General features: G+C 58.3%; 14 protein-coding genes. 8 read left to right on the top strand and 6 right to left on the bottom strand.

The features are described from left to right. Positions 1 to 12: 12 nt before the first annotated feature. From RBB77_RS19315 to RBB77_RS19300, 4 genes are all read right to left on the bottom strand, one after another. On the bottom strand, positions 13 to 1701 hold the full coding sequence (locus RBB77_RS19315; RefSeq protein ID WP_353063357.1) for an MFS transporter: 1689 nt from the start codon (positions 1699 to 1701) through the stop codon (positions 13 to 15). 219 nt (positions 1702 to 1920) lie between these two features. Next, positions 1921 to 2727, bottom strand: a complete 807-nt coding sequence (locus RBB77_RS19310; protein WP_353063356.1) for a HugZ family protein — start codon at positions 2725 to 2727, stop codon at positions 1921 to 1923. Between the two features lie 500 nt (positions 2728 to 3227). Then, the gene (locus RBB77_RS19305; protein WP_353063355.1) at positions 3228 to 3779 is read right to left on the bottom strand and encodes a DinB family protein; all 552 of its coding nucleotides are present in this window, start codon (positions 3777 to 3779) and stop codon (positions 3228 to 3230) included. Between the two features lie 120 nt (positions 3780 to 3899). Further along, the gene (locus RBB77_RS19300; RefSeq protein WP_353063354.1) at positions 3900 to 5048 is read right to left on the bottom strand and encodes an energy transducer TonB; all 1149 of its coding nucleotides are present in this window, start codon (positions 5046 to 5048) and stop codon (positions 3900 to 3902) included. Between the two features lie 68 nt (positions 5049 to 5116). Between RBB77_RS19300 and RBB77_RS19295 the strand changes: the two genes are divergently transcribed. Further along, the gene (locus RBB77_RS19295) at positions 5117 to 6157 is read left to right on the top strand and encodes a cytochrome P460 family protein (protein WP_353063353.1); all 1041 of its coding nucleotides are present in this window, start codon (positions 5117 to 5119) and stop codon (positions 6155 to 6157) included. Between the two features lie 52 nt (positions 6158 to 6209). Here the strand turns inward: RBB77_RS19295 and RBB77_RS19290 are convergent, their stop codons facing one another. Next, entirely contained in the window at positions 6210 to 8057 is a 1848-nt protein-coding gene (locus RBB77_RS19290) for a phosphoenolpyruvate carboxykinase (GTP) (RefSeq protein WP_353063352.1), read from the bottom strand. A gap of 284 nt (positions 8058 to 8341) precedes the next feature. Between RBB77_RS19290 and RBB77_RS19285 the strand changes: the two genes are divergently transcribed. Then, positions 8342 to 9073 carry a tetratricopeptide repeat protein gene (locus RBB77_RS19285; protein WP_353063351.1) on the top strand — a complete coding sequence of 244 codons (732 nt, stop codon included), beginning with the start codon at positions 8342 to 8344 and terminating at the stop codon, positions 9071 to 9073. An 85-nt stretch (positions 9074 to 9158) separates the two neighbouring features. Here RBB77_RS19285 and RBB77_RS19280 read toward each other — a convergent pair whose 3' ends face one another. After that, positions 9159 to 10349 (bottom strand): potassium channel family protein, encoded by a 1191-nt coding sequence (locus tag RBB77_RS19280; protein ID WP_353063350.1) that lies wholly within the window; start codon positions 10347 to 10349, stop codon positions 9159 to 9161. A gap of 257 nt (positions 10350 to 10606) precedes the next feature. Here RBB77_RS19280 and RBB77_RS19275 point away from each other — a divergent pair, with 257 nt between their 5' ends. The 6 genes from RBB77_RS19275 (at position 10607) to gnd (ending at position 17307) form a co-directional block, all read left to right on the top strand. Next, positions 10607 to 10978 (top strand): response regulator, encoded by a 372-nt coding sequence (locus tag RBB77_RS19275; protein ID WP_353063349.1) that lies wholly within the window; start codon positions 10607 to 10609, stop codon positions 10976 to 10978. 14 nt (positions 10979 to 10992) lie between these two features. Then, entirely contained in the window at positions 10993 to 11217 is a 225-nt protein-coding gene (locus RBB77_RS19270) for a DUF2905 domain-containing protein (protein WP_183979016.1), read from the top strand. A 188-nt stretch (positions 11218 to 11405) separates the two neighbouring features. Further along, entirely contained in the window at positions 11406 to 12890 is a 1485-nt protein-coding gene (xseA, locus tag RBB77_RS19265) for an exodeoxyribonuclease VII large subunit (protein WP_353063348.1), read from the top strand. Continuing rightward, positions 12890 to 14236 carry a phosphoglucosamine mutase gene (gene glmM / locus RBB77_RS19260; RefSeq protein ID WP_353063347.1) on the top strand — a complete coding sequence of 449 codons (1347 nt, stop codon included), beginning with the start codon at positions 12890 to 12892 and terminating at the stop codon, positions 14234 to 14236. Before xseA ends, glmM begins: the two co-directional genes overlap by 1 nt. 331 nt (positions 14237 to 14567) lie before the next feature. Then, positions 14568 to 16202, top strand: coding sequence for a glucose-6-phosphate isomerase (gene pgi, locus RBB77_RS19255; protein ID WP_353063346.1), 1635 nt, complete (start codon positions 14568 to 14570; stop codon positions 16200 to 16202). Positions 16203 to 16284: 82 nt separating this feature from the next. After that, complete coding sequence (gene gnd, locus RBB77_RS19250; protein ID WP_353063345.1) at positions 16285 to 17307, top strand: phosphogluconate dehydrogenase (NAD(+)-dependent, decarboxylating); 1023 nt, start codon at positions 16285 to 16287, stop codon at positions 17305 to 17307. The last annotated feature ends 9 nt before the right edge of the window (positions 17308 to 17316 follow it).

Below are 17316 nucleotides of genomic sequence, written 5' to 3'. Positions count from 1 at the left end.
ATGCCTTTGAGTTCAAGGTGCACCGTCAGACGTCGGTGAATGCTCGCGTACTGGATCCGCGACCTCCCTGGCATAGATCTGGTAGGTCGTCTTCGGTGGCTCGTCGTGCTCGTGCAGCGCGCGCACGCGAGCACGGATCGTCTCGTCAGCAGCTGTGATACGTTCGCGGGAGCGGAGGTAATCCAGCCACGACTCCATCACGAAGGTCTCGTTAAGGTGCTTAGGATCGATTGCGTCACGGTAGATGCCCCAACGGATCGCGCCGTCGCGGAGTCGAACACCTCGGAGCTGATGGATGGCAGAGGTGAACTCCGCGTAGTTTTCGAGCGGCACGCGATATTCGATCGAGATGCGGACGGGGCCGTCGGAAGGTTCGGTGTCGAGTGCAAGCTGCGGCGCCGGATGCTTCCATTGATACGGTGTGTGGTCAGGGAGCGGACCTTGCAGGATGTGAAATCTGCGTGCAAATGGAAAGGTGATCAGCAATCCACACGCCGCTGTAGTCAACGCGATCGGCGTTGACGTGTGTTCTGCAATGTAACCCCAGAGAATAGCGCCGATTGCCATGCCTCCCTGAAAGGTTGTCATGTAGGTGCCCAGTGCGCGAGCCTGAACCCATGCGGGAACGGAAAGCTGTACCGAGACGTTGATCGTGGACATGGTGCTGGTCCATGCGGCGCCGGACAGGATCAGCGTGGGGATGATGATCGAAGGGCTGCGTACGAATGCTAGCACCAGCAGCACAACTACGTTGTAGAGCGTCGATGCGGCGAGAATCTGATCTGCGGAGAATCGCTGGCGAATGCGATGGAGCGTTGTAGCGGCGACGACGGCTCCGAGGCCGAGCGAGCCGTTCAGGATGCCGTAACCGAGCGGGCCTTGCTTCAGATCACGCTTTGCGACGACTGCGAGCAGCGACCAAATTGCGGAGATGAAGAAGGTGTAGGTGAATGCCCGCACCAGCGAGGACTGAAGGTCCGGGGCGTATCGCACGTAACGCAGCCCTGAGCGAATCGAGCCTGCAATGCGCTCGGACGGTAACGCTGACTTGAACAGCGGGATACGTTTCCAGTTCACCAGGACCCAAATAACGCCGGCGAACGAGAGTGCGTTGAGGGCGAAGACGGACCCCGCGCCGGTGTGCACTCGCTGAAAGCCTGCAACCATCAGTCCGCCGAGCGCGGGACCGACGGCGCGTGCGAGGTTGTTGCTTGCGGCGTTGAGAGACACGGTGTCCGGGATCAGTTCGCGGGGGACTAGCTCGGGGACGATCGCCTGCCATGCTGGATTGTTCATCGCCGAGCCGATGTTCAGCAGGAAGGTGAACGCCAACAGAGCCCACGGCGACACGTAGCCGATGAAGGTTAGGATCGCGAGGAGTCCCACCGAGGCGAGCATCCAGGTCTGCCAGAAGATGAGCAGCTTGCGGCGGTCGAAGATGTCGGCGGTTGCTCCGGCCAGCAGTCCGAGCAGCAGCACCGGCAGACTGGCTGCGGTCTGCATCAGCGCGATTAGCAGAGGCGAGGCGGTCAGCGAGGTCATCAGCCACGTGCCTGCTGTGTCCTGCATCCATGTGCCGACCGACGAGATTGTGCTGGCGATCCAGCGATCGCGGAACAAGGGGATCGTCAAGGGAGTGAAACCGCTGGACTTTACCTCAGTGTGATCGATTGGGCCAATGTTTGGGGATTCGAGAGGCATCGCTGGGTTTAGTTTACGGTGTTGCGCAGGGACTTGAAGATGTCAAAGAAGGCTGCGCACAGACGACAGGTGGGTTAAAAAAGGAAACCCACGCAGCGCGGTGGGGGCTGTTGCGTGGGTATTCCAGTAAAGCAACGAAGTGGGTGGACTTCGTTATGACTGACTCAACCCGAAGGGAGTCTTGCCACTCGTTAAACATAAAGGCAAAGGAGATGGTAGTCAATAGGCATTTGTGGGGAGTGCAGCGTCGTTACGCGCGTGTTTGACCATCTCGACCAGAACGGAACGGGTCTCTCTGGGGGTGGTGGCTTCGCGCGGGAAGGCTATGCGGGCACCCTTGATTCCTGCGGGTGTTGTGGCGCGAACGTGGAAGCCCAGACGGTCGACCGAGGTCATGGTGGCGGACTCGGCTTCGAGCTTTGCGTGGGTCCTGGTGAGGAGGACGAGGGCGTCGCTGTGGTCGGCGTTCATGTGGTCCAGAATGCCCTGTGCGGCCTCGGCAAGGGGGTCAGGAGAGGCCGCGGAGTAGTCGGGGGCAGTGACCCAGCCCATGACGCCGAAGCCGCCGACGTAGTAGACGTCCACGGGGTCGAGGCGGAAGAAGGCGAAGTCGTTGAAGTCGACCCAGTAATGGCTGTTGGGGTGGGCGCTGAGGTAGAGGTCGCGTGCCTTTGGTTTCTCTTCGTCGGCGATCTGGTGGACGTTTCCGACCAGGGTGACGCGGGCTGCTCCGAGGACGTCGCCGTCCGGCGCTGGCTGGGTGACGAAGAGACTGGCGCGTGGGTCCGCCTTGAGGTTCTGGGTGTGCATGGCCATGGTGCTGATGAGAAACAGGGGGCGCCCGGCGGGGTCGAGTGCGTAGGGCATCAGGGAGCCGAAGGGGAAGCCGGGTTGCTTGCGGGAGACGGTGGAGAGGGTGGCGACGCTGGCCAGGTGGAGCAGGGTGCGGGCACGCTCCGCGTGGGTGGGCTCGGGGATGGGGGGCTGCGGGTTGGGGTTGAACGGTGCTGCGTGCTGGTTCGACATTCGTGTGCTCGATTCCGGTTCTGACTTGCTGCGGCTTGGGGGGTGCCCCCCGGGGTGCCTGCGTATAAGTCATTTAGAATGAATTATTTAGGTGTAGGTGCTGCTTGCAAAATCTTCATAACAAAAGGGTTACAGCTAAATTCGTCCAGTCAAAGGAGTTAGTGGTTGCGGTTAAGCCGTAGAAGCCCCGGTTTGGCCCGGAGCTTCTTCTCTGCTTCCAGTTTACAGGATGGAGGGAAACTCATGCGCAACGCGTTTGTGCAGGATTGGCGCGGGTTTTGGCTCGTTGGGGGCTTGACACGGTTTTTTGGGCAAGTTGTCAGCGACGAAGAGGAGAGACTGCGTCGGCGAACCTGTAACAGGCCAAATACAGGGATCCTTCCCAATTCGACTGCGCTCATGCGCAGGATTGACGACAGCCCAATGACAGCGACATTTTAGTGAGGACGACATCCCGTCAGGCCAGATCACGAGGCAGCGCACATAATCGTGACTAACGTTTAGCGCGGGTGGGTGAAGCCGCAGTCCTTCCATAATTTTTCCCAGCCCCAGATTTGCTCGGCGGCTTTGGGTGGGAGAGGGTATCCGAGCTGGTGGGCGAGCATGCTGACCTGGCCGCGATGGTGTGCATCGTGGGTGATCATGTAGGCGAGCATGGCGGGACCTGCGGGCCATGGTTTGGCCCATCCGTCGCGGTGGAAGGTTTCGATACGGTTGGGTGCTTCCGACAGTGCGCTGGCGAGCATCTCGGAGCAGCGGGCGGCGCTTTCGAGAAGAGCGGTCTGGGTTTGTTTTTGCGTGGCTGTGGCGCGGTTGAGCGTGGCGGGGAGCTGGAGGTGCGGGGCGGAGAGTCTTAGCCACTTGCGGCGAATGTTGTGGACGTGGGTGAAGATGGCGGCGATGGTGCGGCTCTTGTTGCCTGAGAGTTGAGCGCGCCATGCTGCGGGGTCGAGATGTTCGAGGATGAGTTGATTCATTCTCTCGTTCACGGCGTAGCTTTCCACTAGCACTTTGTTGAGGTCGGTGTTGGGGTCCGCTTTAAGTTGGGCCATGGCGTATTTGCAGATGCTTCGCCGGTATGGAAAATTTTTGATGCTCACCCGCGGTGCTGATCGATAAACAAATATACAAACAACGACAACGCAATGGCGCCTTTCAGGTTTGATGCGCGCTCATCTAGGCATGGGGGTCTCCACGAAGTTGAAGGTGATCGGCGTAGTGACCTCTACTGGCTTTCCATTGAGGAGCCACGGTGTGTAGGTCCAGGTACGCACCGCAGCCACGGCGGCGAGGGCGAGCTGGGAGTTCGATACCGTGGTGAGCCACACCGAGCGGACATGCCCGTCGCGGCCGATGGTCGCGTTTATCACGACCGTCCCCCTGTATTGGCCTATAGGAAGCTCCCCGCTGAGTTTATGCCCAGCCATCACGTTGCCAGCGACGGGAGTTGCGGGCTCCTGCTTCTCGATGGACTCCGGATCAATAGCAGGCGGGGTAAGGGCGGAGTTGCTCTCTAACGTGCTTAGGTGAGCTGTCGCCTTCTTCTTTCCGTTGTCGAGAACGGTTAGGTCCAAGGCGACCTCGCGTCTTTGAAAAACTCCCATGGTGTTGCGAATAACAGCCTGTGAGCCGAAGTCATAGATCATCCGCAACGAGTTGGTTCCGGGCCCGAAGCAGTAGGTCGGAAAGAGGCTGAGCGGGGGCTCAGAGTTGTCGTCGATCTTTCGCGCGATCATGACACACTCCAAGGGGATCTTCTCCACGGTAAGGTTACGGAGCACGGGGGTGGACTGGGATATCTCTTTATCGGGCGCCATCGGGGCTACAACCTGACGAAGCAGAAGGTGCAGAAGCAACGGCGGCAAGTCTGTACCCTTCGTTCTGCTGTAAACATTGCCGCTGTGGATGAGCGACGCGGTGTAAGACGGAAAGGTGTAGGTGATCTGGTAGGCAGCCGGGCTGGTCCACCACTCTTCGATGGTGCCTTGTTCGGTTGGCTGGGCCTTGTCGCCAAAGAGTTGGACGTCGAGTTTGAGATGCCAAGGTTGAAGTTCTGGACTTCCGATCCAGCTGGAGTGGCCTGCTTGAATGAGCCGGTTGATGAGGGCGGTGGTGTCGGCGGCGTGGGCGGCAGAGAGCAAACAAAGGCTCAGGAGTGCAGTTTGAGCAGACTTACGGAAGAGCATTTGAGGCGAGTCTATCGCGGTTAGAGAAGCCGGACAACTGAGAAATACGGGGGCGTTGTCATGCTGAGCCGACGATTTCTTGAAATAGAGCGCCAGGGTGAAAATAGGCTGCCTCCGTTCTGGTTCTTGGGACATCGAAGGCTCAACGAGAAGCACACGCTGGAATCGGGCCTAGAAAGCTTTCTTATGAAGGAGAACTCACGATGCCTGAATCTGGTTTGATGTGGATGGGTGGCCGGCGCGGTTGTGACTGCTGCGTAGCGCTAAAACGCAAGTTGATGGTTGGCGCGATTGGTCTAATGTTCGGCGCCTTGCTCCAGGGGTGCTCAGCGGGCAAGCAACCTTCTCAAGGGGAGACGAGTTTGGCCGATGCGGCTAAAGACGTTGCGATTCCCTTGGAGGCAGGCAAGATGAATAATCCGCTGCCTGAGACTGGTGAGGTCGTGAGCCAGGGCCAGGAGGTGTTTCTTGGGTCTTGCGCCCAATGCCACGGTGCGGATGCGCGTGGAGACAGCGACCTCGGGCGCAACATGACCCCGCCCGCGATGGACCTGACCTCAGCTCACGTGCAGCACTGGAGCGACGCGGAGCTGTTTTGGATTATCCAGAACGGAGTTCGCCTGACAGGGATGCCCGCGTGGAAGTCGAGCATCTCTGACAACGACACCTGGAAGCTTGCACGTTACATCCACAGCCTTCCGCACGCTGGGGCTGCGTCCGCCTCCACAACCGTCCCGTCGCAGGCACAGGGCGTTACTTCAGCACAGGACAAGTACACCCTCAAAGTGCCGAATGGCCTCGCGTTCGCTGAGTTCAGAGGATACGAAGGCTGGCCGGTGATCGCCATCAGCCATAACGGAGGTGCGGTCGCTGCGATCCTCGGGAATCCTGCGATGATCAATGCCTATAAGGAAGGAATTCCCGGTAACGGCAAGCCGTTTCCGGATGGTGCCAAGATGGCAAAGGTTCATTGGGTCGCGAAAGTGGACGCCGGTGAGCCTGGTGCTCCGACGGTGCCGGGCGTCCAGCATGACGTTGACTTCATGGTGAAGGACAGCAAGAGGTTCGCGGATAGCGGCGGATGGGGTTACGGCGTGTTCGAGTTCGACGCCGCGTCCGGTAAGTTCAGGCTCGGCAACTTAGGGGACAAGCCGCCGCAGGGGAGCGACGCCAAGTGCGGGTTCGCGTGCCACACAGCAGTGAAGGCGAAAGATTACGTCTTCACTGCTTATGGGCAAAGGTGATGCGGTCGGAGTCGGGTCACTCTGGTGTGAGGAAGCTGCCGCCTCTGAGTTGTTAGAGGCGGCAGATTAGGAGTTCGCGTTCGTAGATCATCTCGGGGGGGAGATGGTCGTGGAGGGCCAGGAAGAGCTCTTCGTGACCCATGACCTCTTGTTTCCATTGGGCGCGGTCTACGGTTTGAAGGGTCTCGAAGGTTTCGCGGGGGAAGTCGAGGCCCTTCCAGTTCATGTCGTCGAAGTGTGGGGTCCAGCCGATGGGAGTCTCTTTGCCCTGGGCGCGGCCGCGGACACGGTCGACGATCCACTTGAGGACGCGCATGTTTTCGCTGTAGCCGGGCCAGAGGAAGCTGCCGTCGGGGGCTTTGCGGAACCAGTTCACGTGGAAGACGCGTGGTGTAGCGGAGAGGTTGCGCTGCATCTTGAGCCAGTGACGGAAGTAGTCGCCCATGTGATAGCCGCAGAAGGGAAGCATGGCCATGGGATCGCGGCGGACTTTGCCGATGGCGCCTCCGGCGGCTGCGGTGGTTTCAGAGCCCATGGTGGCGCCGATGTAGACGCCCGCGGACCAGTTGAAGGCCTGGTAGACGAGCGGCATGGTGGTAGGGCGGCGGCCTCCGAAGATGAAGGCGGAGATGGGGACGCCGTTGGGGTTCTCCCAGTCGGGGTCGATGGTGGGGCACTGGGCGGCGGGGGCGGTGAAGCGACCGTTGGGGTGGGCGGCGGGTTGGTTGGTTTCTTTTGCGATGGCTGGTGTCCAGCGGTTGCCGCGCCAGTCGATGAGTTCGGCGGGTGGGGTGTCGGTCATGCCCTCCCACCAAACGCCACCCTCAGAGGTGAGAGCTACGTTGGTGAAGATGGTGTTTTTGGCCAGCGCGGCCATGGCGTTGGGGTTAGTCTTTGCGCTGGTGCCGGGGGCTACACCGAAGAAGCCGTATTCGGGGTTGATGGCGCGGAGCTGGCCGTTGGCGTCGGGCTTGATCCAGGCGATGTCGTCGCCAACGGTCCAGACCTTCCAGCCTTCGAAGCCGGCGGGTGGGATCATCATGGCGAAGTTGGTTTTGCCGCAGGCGCTGGGGAAGGCGGCGGCTACATAGGTTTTTTCGGTGGTGCCATCGGGGCGCTTGGGGGATTCGACGCCGACGATGAGCATGTGCTCGGCCATCCAGCCTTCGTCGCGAGCGATGTTGGAGGCGATGCGGAGGGCGAAACACTTTTTGCCGAGGAGCGCGTTGCCGCCGTAGCCGGAGCCGTAGGACCAGATCTCGCGGGTTTCGGGGAAGTGGACGATGTATTTTTCATCGTTGCAGGGCCACGGGACGTCCTGCTGGCCGGGGGCGAGGGGGACGCCGACGGTGTGCATGCAGGGGACGACACGCTTTTCGTCTTTGTCGATTTCGGCGAAGACTGGGGCTCCGATGCGGGCCATGATGCGCATGTTGACGACGGCGTAGGCGGAGTCTGTGAGCTGGACGCCGATCTGCGACATAGGCGAGCCAATGGGGCCCATGGAGTAGGGAAGGACGTACATAGTGCGGCCGCGCATGGCTCCTTTGAAGAGGGCCTTGAGCTTTTTGCGCATGACGAAGGGGTCTTCCCAATTGTTGGTGGGGCCGGCGGTGTCCTTGGAGAGGGAACAGATGAAGGTGCGGTCTTCGACGCGGGCGACGTCGTTGGGGGCGGAGCGGGCGAGGAAGCAGCCGGGCCAGAGCTTTTCGTTGAGCTTGGTGAAGGTTCCGGTGTGGACGAGCTGGTTGCAGAGGAAGTCGTACTCGGCCTGGGATCCGTCGATCCAGTGGATGCGGTCAGGCTGGCAGAGGTCTGCCATCTTTTCTACCCAGCGGATGAGGTGTTTGTTGGTGGTGGGTGGAACTGCGATGGCTGCTTCGGTGGTTACTGTCTTCATAAGTCGGGGGGCAAATTCCTTCGCGTACAAGTCTTCGCCTTGGCGGTGGGACTGTCAACCCTGGGGGAGTGAGGGCGATTTTATCGCGACTGACGGCTAGAAGTCTTTTTCGCCAATTCCTTCATTTCATGAGGATTTTTCTTCGCTCGTTGATTTGGGATGAGTTTGAAGCACAATCTGGTTGCGCGCGCTGATAGACTTAAAGTTCTGCGCCGTGACTTCGCGCAACCAGTTCTCTTGAAGCGGTAAATCCGCGACGAGCAATAAAGGAAGAACAAGACAAAGTGGACCAGCAGACCAAGCAAGCTCTTAAGCATGACCAGTTCGTCGATACCACCCAGCATGGGCTGGAGTGGGCCAGTGAAAACCGCCGTTCCTTGATCGCAACCAGCGCCATTGTGCTTGTGGCGCTCCTGGTAGTGGTAGCCGGGGCGCTGATTTACAACAGCCGCGCGGAGCAGGCCTCTGTTGCGTTTGGCGCAGCGATGCAGGCTTACCAGACGCCGCTTGCTTCGCCGGGGCAGCAGGTACCTCCGGGGGTAAAGACGTATGCGTCGGCGACGGAACGGGCCAAGGCCGCGAATGATCTGTTCAACGGCGTAGCGGACAAGTACGGGATGACTCCGGATGGGCGTGTGGCTCGCTACTTTGCTGGGCTGACCTACATGGAAGAGGGACAGAACGGCCCGGCCGAGAGCACGTTGAAGCAGGTGGCGAGCGGATGGAATGGTGACCTTGCAGCACTAGCGAAGATTTCGCTGGCGCAGCTTTATCGGCAGACCGGACGTGATTCGCAGGCTGTGGATCTTTATAAGGAACTAACCGCCAAGCCAACGACCACCGTGCCCGCTGGGCTGGCACAACTGCAGCTTGCTGAGCTGTATGAGGCCCAGGGCCAGCCGGAGCTTGCGAAGAAGATTTATGCGCAGCTGAAGGATAAAGATGCCAAAGGTGCGGCGGGGACGCTGGCTGCTCAGAAGCTGAATCCTGCGCCGACCGGGCCTGGAGGGCAGTAGAACGTCTTTTGTTGGAAGTGGGTTTGGAGTGAGATCGGGATGCAGGGTTTAGCCCTTGCATCCCGAATCTGCGTTAACGGGGAGCTCAGCCGTGGTCTTCGTCGAGGAAGAAGGGAGAGGGATCGCCGGTGGCTTTGACCGCTGTCGCTGCGTCGGTTCGCATTCTCGTGAGGATGCTCCACTGGTCGTTTAGTTTTGGTGGCGCTACCCAGACGGGGAGTGACACACGAAGATACTCGGAGAGAGCGAAGGCCTGGGGTTCGTATAGAGCACGGAGTGTGTTGAGGCGTTGGGCAGCGGCGGGGTCGCCACAGAGCCGGACCTGATTTTCTCCAAGGGCCTCGCACAGATGGTAAAAGTCGTTGGATGGGAGGCGGTCGAGGGTGGCTTGATGCTGTTTTGGTTTTAGTTTCATGAGGCCAAAGACCTCGCTGATGTCGGTAAGCGCGTGACGGGACATGACAAAGGTAAGCTGAGCCTGGCGTGAGTGGGTGCCCTCGATGACCGAGATCAGAAGCGCGCAGGCGTCAAGGATTGAGACAAGTGCGGCGAGCCAACTTTGGGTGTCGTGCTGCGAACGGTAGAAGCAAAGAATGGGGTAGGAGATGTGCGATTCGAGAATCTCTGCCGACCAGCGCTCCCACTCTTCGAGGAGCGCGATGACGGCGTCCTCGCTGCCAGTGAAGGAGTGGCGTCGGATAAGTTCGGCGGCGTTGGGCGGAGAGCCGGCTCTTGCATCGAGTAAGGCTACGCTGATCTCGCGGCGGGAAAATGCCTGATACAAAACGGGAAGATAGCCGATGACGAGGGCCACGAACCCGAGGCCTACGCCTGACTCGAAGATGATGAAGGCTCGAGCGAACGGGCTGTGGGGAACGACGTCGCCGAGGCCCAGAGTGAAGAGGGTTGTTCCACTGACGTAGAGGTCGGTACCGAACTTTGCCCACGCACTGTTGCTGTGGCTCATTATGACGTCGCCAAAGGGGGAACGCATTGAAAAGTAGAACAATCCAAAGCCGAAGATGAGAAGAATTGCCCAACAGAGAAGTAGCAAAAGGAGAGACAGCGGGCCGTAGATGCTGTAGATCTGGTCGCGTATTTTTTTGTTTGAGGCGTGGTCAGCCATGAATACCCAGGGCGCCCAGGTGACGATGAAAAAGATGCGGGTGATTCGGAATCGACCTGTCGGACGCCTGGGAAGGATGATGGTCTGGAAGGCGTCGAGTGCGACACCCCAGCAGAAGAAAAAACCGGCGATGAATGCGGCGACGCGCAAAAGAGGATCCTTAGTTGAAGTCAGTGTTCTGAGGTAAACCTTACCAGAGGTGAAGTTGCGATTCTCTGCGGATAGAATCGCAGGTGATCCCGGCAAACTTGCTTGTGCAAATCTCGTTTTGTGACGTTGCCTGAAGAACGGAGTCTAAATCTTTAGGCGATGAAATCATCGATTTTTGATTAGACAAACATACTTTTTGAAGCCTAGTCTAGACCCATCGGATAAGTGTTCGCGCGCATTTCGCACGGAGGGCAACCATGAAGCGAGTTCTGGTGGTTGATGATGATCGTCTTGTGGCTGACACGCTCACTCTCATCTTCGAGAAGAGTGGTTTCACGGCGAAGGCCGCTTATTCGGCAGATCAAGGCTTAGAGTGTTCGCGTGAATTTGAGCCGAACCTGCTTCTGTGTGATGTGACGATGCCGGGACGAGATGGACTTTCGCTGGTCAGCGATGTGACGCGTGAGTTGCCGGCCTGCCAGATTCTCGTTCTGACGGGGTTTTATTCCAATCTGAAAAATGTGCGGGAGCAGGCGCGCAAACTGTCGCGGCCCGTTGGCATTCTTACAAAGCCGTGCCAGCCGTCGGAGCTTTTGCGTGAGGCTGCCGCGCTGCTGGCAACTGCTTAGAGAAGTGGTGCAGCATGCCTGACCTGGGCCGTACTCTCATCTTTCTCGGTTTGCTGCTGGTTGTGGTTGGTGGGATCGTTCTCGGGTTGAATCGACTGAATCTGCCGGTTGGGCGGCTTCCTGGCGACCTCAACTGGCGTGGCCGGGGATGGTCGGTGTCGTTTCCCATTGCAACTTCAATTGTGATCAGCGTGGTGCTGAGCTTGATTCTCTGGGCTGTGGGAAGACTGCGCCGTTGAACGTCTGAGGAGCCGCGTTGCGGTGCTAGACTCAGGCAAGAATGTCCGAAAGAGAAGACAATCCGCCGACACTGGCCAGCCTGCGAGCGCGGCGAGGGAAGATCCGGACGGGAAGGCGGCCAACAATCCTGAAAACGGCGTCTGGGCCGGTCTTTCAAACGGCACTTTTTTCTGTTTCTGAAGAGGATGTGGCGTTGCCTGTCGCGGCTTCGGTTGAAGATGTTATTCGCGACGAAGTGAGTGAGACTGCGGCGGGGCCTGCGCCGAGAAAAGATGTAGGCAGGAATGACCTGATGACGGAACGCCGGATCTGGAGTGTTCGTGCGCTAGTCATCAATGTTCGTCAGCAGATCGAGACGACGTATACGGACCTTTGGGTCGAAGGTGAGATTTCGAACTGTCGGCACGCGCCTTCGGGACATATCTATTTCACGTTGAAGGATGGCGAAGCTCAGCTGCCGGTTGTGCTGTTTCGGCGTCAGGCTGTTTTGCTGCGCTTCCGGCCTGCGGATGGCCTTGCGGTTTTGGTGCGGGGGCGCATCTCGGTGTATGAGAGCCGGGGTCAGCTCCAGCTGATTGCAGAGACGATGGAGCCACGCGGGGCTGGTGCGCTGCAACTTGCGTTCGAACAGCTCAAAGCGCGGCTGCTCTCTGAAGGGCTGTTTGATGCGGCTCGTAAACGGCAGTTGCCGTCATTTCCGAAGTGCATTGGGATTGTGACTTCGCCAAGCGGAGCTGTGATTCGGGACATTGTCAATGTCGTTCGTCGCCGTCATGCGCGGCTCAATTTGCTGGTGTATCCGGCGACGATGCAGGGAGTGTCGAGCCCAACATCTGTGGCTGCGGGAGTTCGCTGGTTCAATGCGAATCCTTCGCTGGCGGACGTGATTGTGATTGCGAGGGGCGGCGGGTCGATGGAAGATTTAGTCGGGTTCAATGACGAGGCGCTGGCGCGCACGATTGCGGCTTCTGCAATTCCTGTGGTCTCGGCGATTGGGCACGAGACTGACTTTACGATTGCCGATTTCGTCGCGGACCTTCGCGCACCGACGCCATCGGCTGCTGCTGAGTTGGTCACGGCGGCACAGCATCGCATTGAGGAGCGCGTCGGTGCGTTGAGTGCGAGAGTGCAGCGGGCTGGAAGATTTCATCTGATGCATGCGAGACAGCGCTACGCACGGCTTTCTGCAGAGGTTGTGTTGAACCGTCTGCTGGACGCCGTTAGCCGCAGGGGCCAGCGGCTTGATGAGCTTCGGCTTCGTCTTGATGCGGCGGTGCAGCGTAGCGTTCGTATGCCGGGCCAGAGGTTGAATCTGGTGAGGGAGCGTCTTCGCCGGCAAGACACCACGGTTCGCATCGCGGCTACGCATCATCGTCTGGAGGCTTCGACGCAGCGATTGGAGCGAGCCGCAGGTGAGACCGTTGCGAGCCGGCGTACGCGTCTCGAGAGGACGTCAGCGAGGTTGAACGCGCTGTCACCGCTCGCGGTTTTGTCGCGGGGTTATGCCCTGGTTTATCTGCAAGGAGGAGGAGCTGCGGATGACACGTTGCTGCGGTCTTCCGCAGATGCGGTTGCGGGGCAGACAATATTAGCGCGGCTTGCGCAGGGAACGATTGAAGCAGAGATAACACGCACACACCTGGACGTAAAAATAATGGAGACCAGCAAGTAATGAAGAAGCTCTTTGGAACCGATGGCATTCGCGCTGTCGCCGGGCAGTCGCCGTTGGATTCAACCACGGTGTACGCTATTGGACTTGCGCTCGCACAGATCCTCGGAGCGAAGACGCAGAGGCCACGTGTTTTGCTTGGTATGGATACTCGCGAATCGAGCGAGTGGATCGCCGCGACACTGACGGCTGGGCTTGACGCGGGCGGAGCTTCTGTCGAAAACGCGGGCGTGATTACTACTCCGGCGGTTGCGTTCCTGACGCACACGCATGGTTTTGCTGCGGGTATTGTTATCTCGGCCTCGCACAATCCATGGCAGGACAATGGGATTAAGTTGTTTGGGCCTGATGGCTATAAGCTTCCGGATACGGTTGAGCTTGCGATTGAAGAGGAGATCTTTCGCAAACTCGCGAGCGCGACGTCAGTGACACGACAAACGGTTGCGCCTACCGTAAACGATGCCGATCGCGCGGAGTATGTTCGCTTTCTGCTTGCCGCGGTTCCTGGTCTCTCGCTCGATGGGAAGCGCATCGTGATTGATTGTGCCAATGGAGCTGCTTCTTCGGTTGCCCCTCAACTGTTTTCTGGTCTGGGCGGGGAGGTTTTGATTACCCATGCCAGTCCGGATGGACGCAATATCAATGAGGTTTGCGGGGCACTACACCCGGAGATCGTTGCGGAACAGGTGAAGAGTCGGCGGGCTTCGATGGGGATCACGTTTGACGGTGATGCCGATCGTGCGCTGTTTGCCGATGAGTTTGGTCGCGTGGTTAATGGCGATGCGGTGTTGCTGCTTGCGGCACGCGATCTGCAGAGCCGGGGGCTTTTGACGAACTCGACGGTGGTTGCGACGACGATGTCGAACATGGGGCTGGAGGCGGCCCTAAAGCGGAGCGGGATTGGGATGCTGCGCGCGGCGGTGGGGGACAAGTACGTTCTTGAGCAGATGATTGCGACGGGCGCGGCTTTAGGTGGCGAACAATCTGGACATATTATCTTCAGTGGGCGCAGCACGACGGGGGATGGTCTGTTGACCGCTTTGCTGTTGCTGGATGTCGTGCACAGGAGCGGGAAGTCTTTGGCTGAATTGATTGCGGATCTTAAGGTCTTTCCGCAGGTGATTCTCAACGTGAAGGTGAGAGAGAAAAAGCCGCTTGAAGGGATCCCGACGGTGGCTGCTGCGATTCGCGCTGCTGAGGTCGAGCTTGCGGATTCGGGCCGAGTGGTAATTCGTTACAGCGGCACGGAGGCGCTGGCTCGGGTGATGATCGAAGCTGAATCGGAGCCGCTCATGCGACATCATGCTGACACGATTGCTGCCGCGATAAGGACTGAGATCGGGATCTGAAGAGGCTGCGTCCAATGGCACGGGTCTGACGGTGAGGGTTTTCCGTTCTTTTTTGTAAAAGGCGAGGAACTTTTATGCTGCCTGCCGTCTCTCATGGCAATAAGAGGGCATTTTGTGGAATACGAATTCGACTTTAAATCATCCATAGCAAAGAGATGCGTAATGGCGAGGTTGAGCTTGTAGATTCGAAGCAGTGACAAAAGAAGACTTTCATTAAAATTTCGGAAATGTTTTAGGTTTTTTCGGCTTCAACCTCCAAGGCCGTACTTGTAACAGAAATGGATAGTAATCTTGTCTGGCGGGAACATACAGAGATACGAGGAGTAAGCAGATGACGACGAAATTGGCGCCGCTCGGCGAGCGGTCGGCATGGAAGGCGCTGGGAGCGCATTATGAGCAGATTCACGGTACGACGCTTCGGCAGCTGTTTGCCGATGATCCGGCGCGCGGGGAGCGGCTCACCCTTGAAGCTGCCGGAATCTTTCTCGACTACTCGAAGAATCGGATTACAAACGACACGCTGAAACTTCTTATTCAGCTGGCGGAAGAGTCGGGGCTGAAGGCGCGGATCGATGCGATGTTCAGCGGAGAAAAGATCAACATCACCGAGAATCGTGCTGTGCTGCATGTGGCTTTGCGCGCGCCGAAGGGTGAGAAGATCGTCGTCGATGGCGAGGACGTTGTGCCGGCGGTACATGCTGTGCTGGACAAGATGGCGGGCTTTGCGGATCGCGTTCGGAGTGGGGCATGGAAGGGACATACGGGCAAGCGGATTAAGAACGTTATTAATATTGGTATTGGCGGGTCCGACCTTGGGCCGGTGATGGCGTATGAAGCCCTGAAGCACTACAGTCAGCGCGATATCACCTTCCGCTTTGTTTCGAATGTCGATGGTACGGACTTTGCGGAGGCGGTGCAGGATCTCAAGGCGGATGAGACGCTCTTTCTCGTCGCTTCGAAGACGTTCACGACGCTGGAGACGATGACAAATGCTCACACGGCTCGCGACTGGTCGCTGGCTGGGTTGGGCGGTGACGAGAAGGCCGTTGCGAAGCACTTTGTCGCAATCTCGACCAATGAGAAGGAAGTTACGAAGTTCGGTATCGATACGGCGAATATGTTCGAGTTCTGGGACTGGGTCGGTGGGCGGTATTCCATGGACTCGGCGATTGGGCTGTCGACGATGCTGGCGATTGGGCCGGATAATTTTCGTGCCATGCTGGCCGGCTTTCATGAGATGGATGAGCACTTCCGGACGGCGCCGTTCGCGAGCAATCTGCCGGTTCTGTTGGGCCTGCTGACGGTCTGGTACACCGATTTCTTCGATGCGCAGACGGTTGCGGTTCTGCCGTATGAGCAGTACCTGAAGCGGTTTCCAGCATATCTGCAGCAGTTGACGATGGAGAGCAACGGCAAGCATGTAACTCTTGATGGAACACATGTTGCAACGGAGACGGGACCCATCTACTGGGGCGAGCCGGGTACGAACGGCCAGCACTCGTTTTATCAGCTGATTCACCAGGGGACCCGGCTGATACCTTGCGACTTCATTGGGTTCTACAAGACGCTCAATCCGCTGGGAAAACATCATGACACGCTGATGGCGAATGTGTTTGCGCAGGCTGAGGCGCTGGCGTTCGGCAAGACTGCAGAGCAGGTAAAGGCGGAAGGGACACCGGATTGGCTGGTTCCGCACCGGGTGTTTGAGGGAAATCGTCCGTCGAATACGATTCTTGCGGATCATCTGACTCCGGAGGTGCTGGGCAAGTTGATTGCTCTCTACGAGCACGCGGTGTTTACGCAAGGTACGATCTGGAGCATCGACTCGTTCGATCAATGGGGCGTTGAACTTGGCAAGGTGCTGGCGCAAAAGATTATCGGGGAACTGGAAGCCGCGACAGAACCTGCGCTTTCGCACGATACTTCTACGACGAACCTGATTCGGAGATACAGGAAGAATAAATAAGCCAGGCGGCAGCGGACGCGAGAAGACTCTGCGCCGGCTTTCGATGTCCAGTGAATCATAACTACTGAAAGGGAGAGTTCAAATGCAACTTGGAATGGTAGGCCTGGGTAGGATGGGTGCCAACATGGTTCGGCGGTTGGCGAAGAATGGCCATGAATGCGTCGTCTTCGACATGTCGCCGAAGGTTGTTGACGAGATGGGTAAGGAGAAGGGGATCACGGGATCGTCTTCGCTTGAGGATTTCGTGAGTAAGCTCTCCAAGCCGCGTGCGATCTGGTTGATGATTCCTGCGGGAGTAGTCGATCAGACGATCGCTAAGATCGCGCCCCACCTCGAGAAAGACGACATTCTGATCGATGGCGGGAACTCGTACTACATCGACGATATTCGGCGATCGAAGGAGCTTGCGCCTAAGGGGATCCGCTATGTGGATGTGGGTACGAGCGGCGGCGTTTGGGGTCTGGAGCGGGGATATTGCATGATGATTGGCGGACCGAAATCCGTTGTGGAGCATCTGGATCCTATCTTCAAGACGATTGCTCCTGGGATTGGAGATATCGCGAAGACTCCCGGACGCGAGAAGGTTGGCGGGACGGCAGAGGACGGCTATCTGCACTGCGGAGAGAGCGGCGGCGGCCACTTCGTAAAGATGGTGCACAACGGAATTGAGTATGGAATGATGGCGGCTTACGCTGAAGGCCTCGGCGTGTTGAAGGCGGCCAATATTGGCAAGCATACGGCTGAGATCGACGCCGAAACGACGCCGCTGCGTGATCCGGAACATTATCTGTATGACTTCAATCTGCCTGACGTGGCAGAGGTGTGGCGCCGCGGGAGTGTGATTGCATCGTGGCTGCTGGATCTGACTGCGTCGGCGTTGACTGGAGACCCTGAGCTGGCGAAGTTTGGCGGCCGGGTTTCGGATTCGGGAGAAGGACGTTGGACGATCAAGGCTGCGATTGATGAAGGTGTTCCGACACCGGTGTTGACGACGGCGCTCTATGAACGGTTCAGTTCGCGAGGCGAGGCAGACTTTTCGAATAAGCTGTTGTCGGCGATGCGTTTCGAGTTCGGCGGACACCTTGAGAAGCCGGCCGCTAAATAATTTTGAAAT

Source organism: Tunturibacter psychrotolerans (assembly GCF_040359615.1).
Lineage (GTDB): Bacteria > Acidobacteriota > Terriglobia > Terriglobales > Acidobacteriaceae > Edaphobacter > Edaphobacter psychrotolerans.
This window is presented reverse-complemented; position numbering and strand designations above follow the sequence as displayed.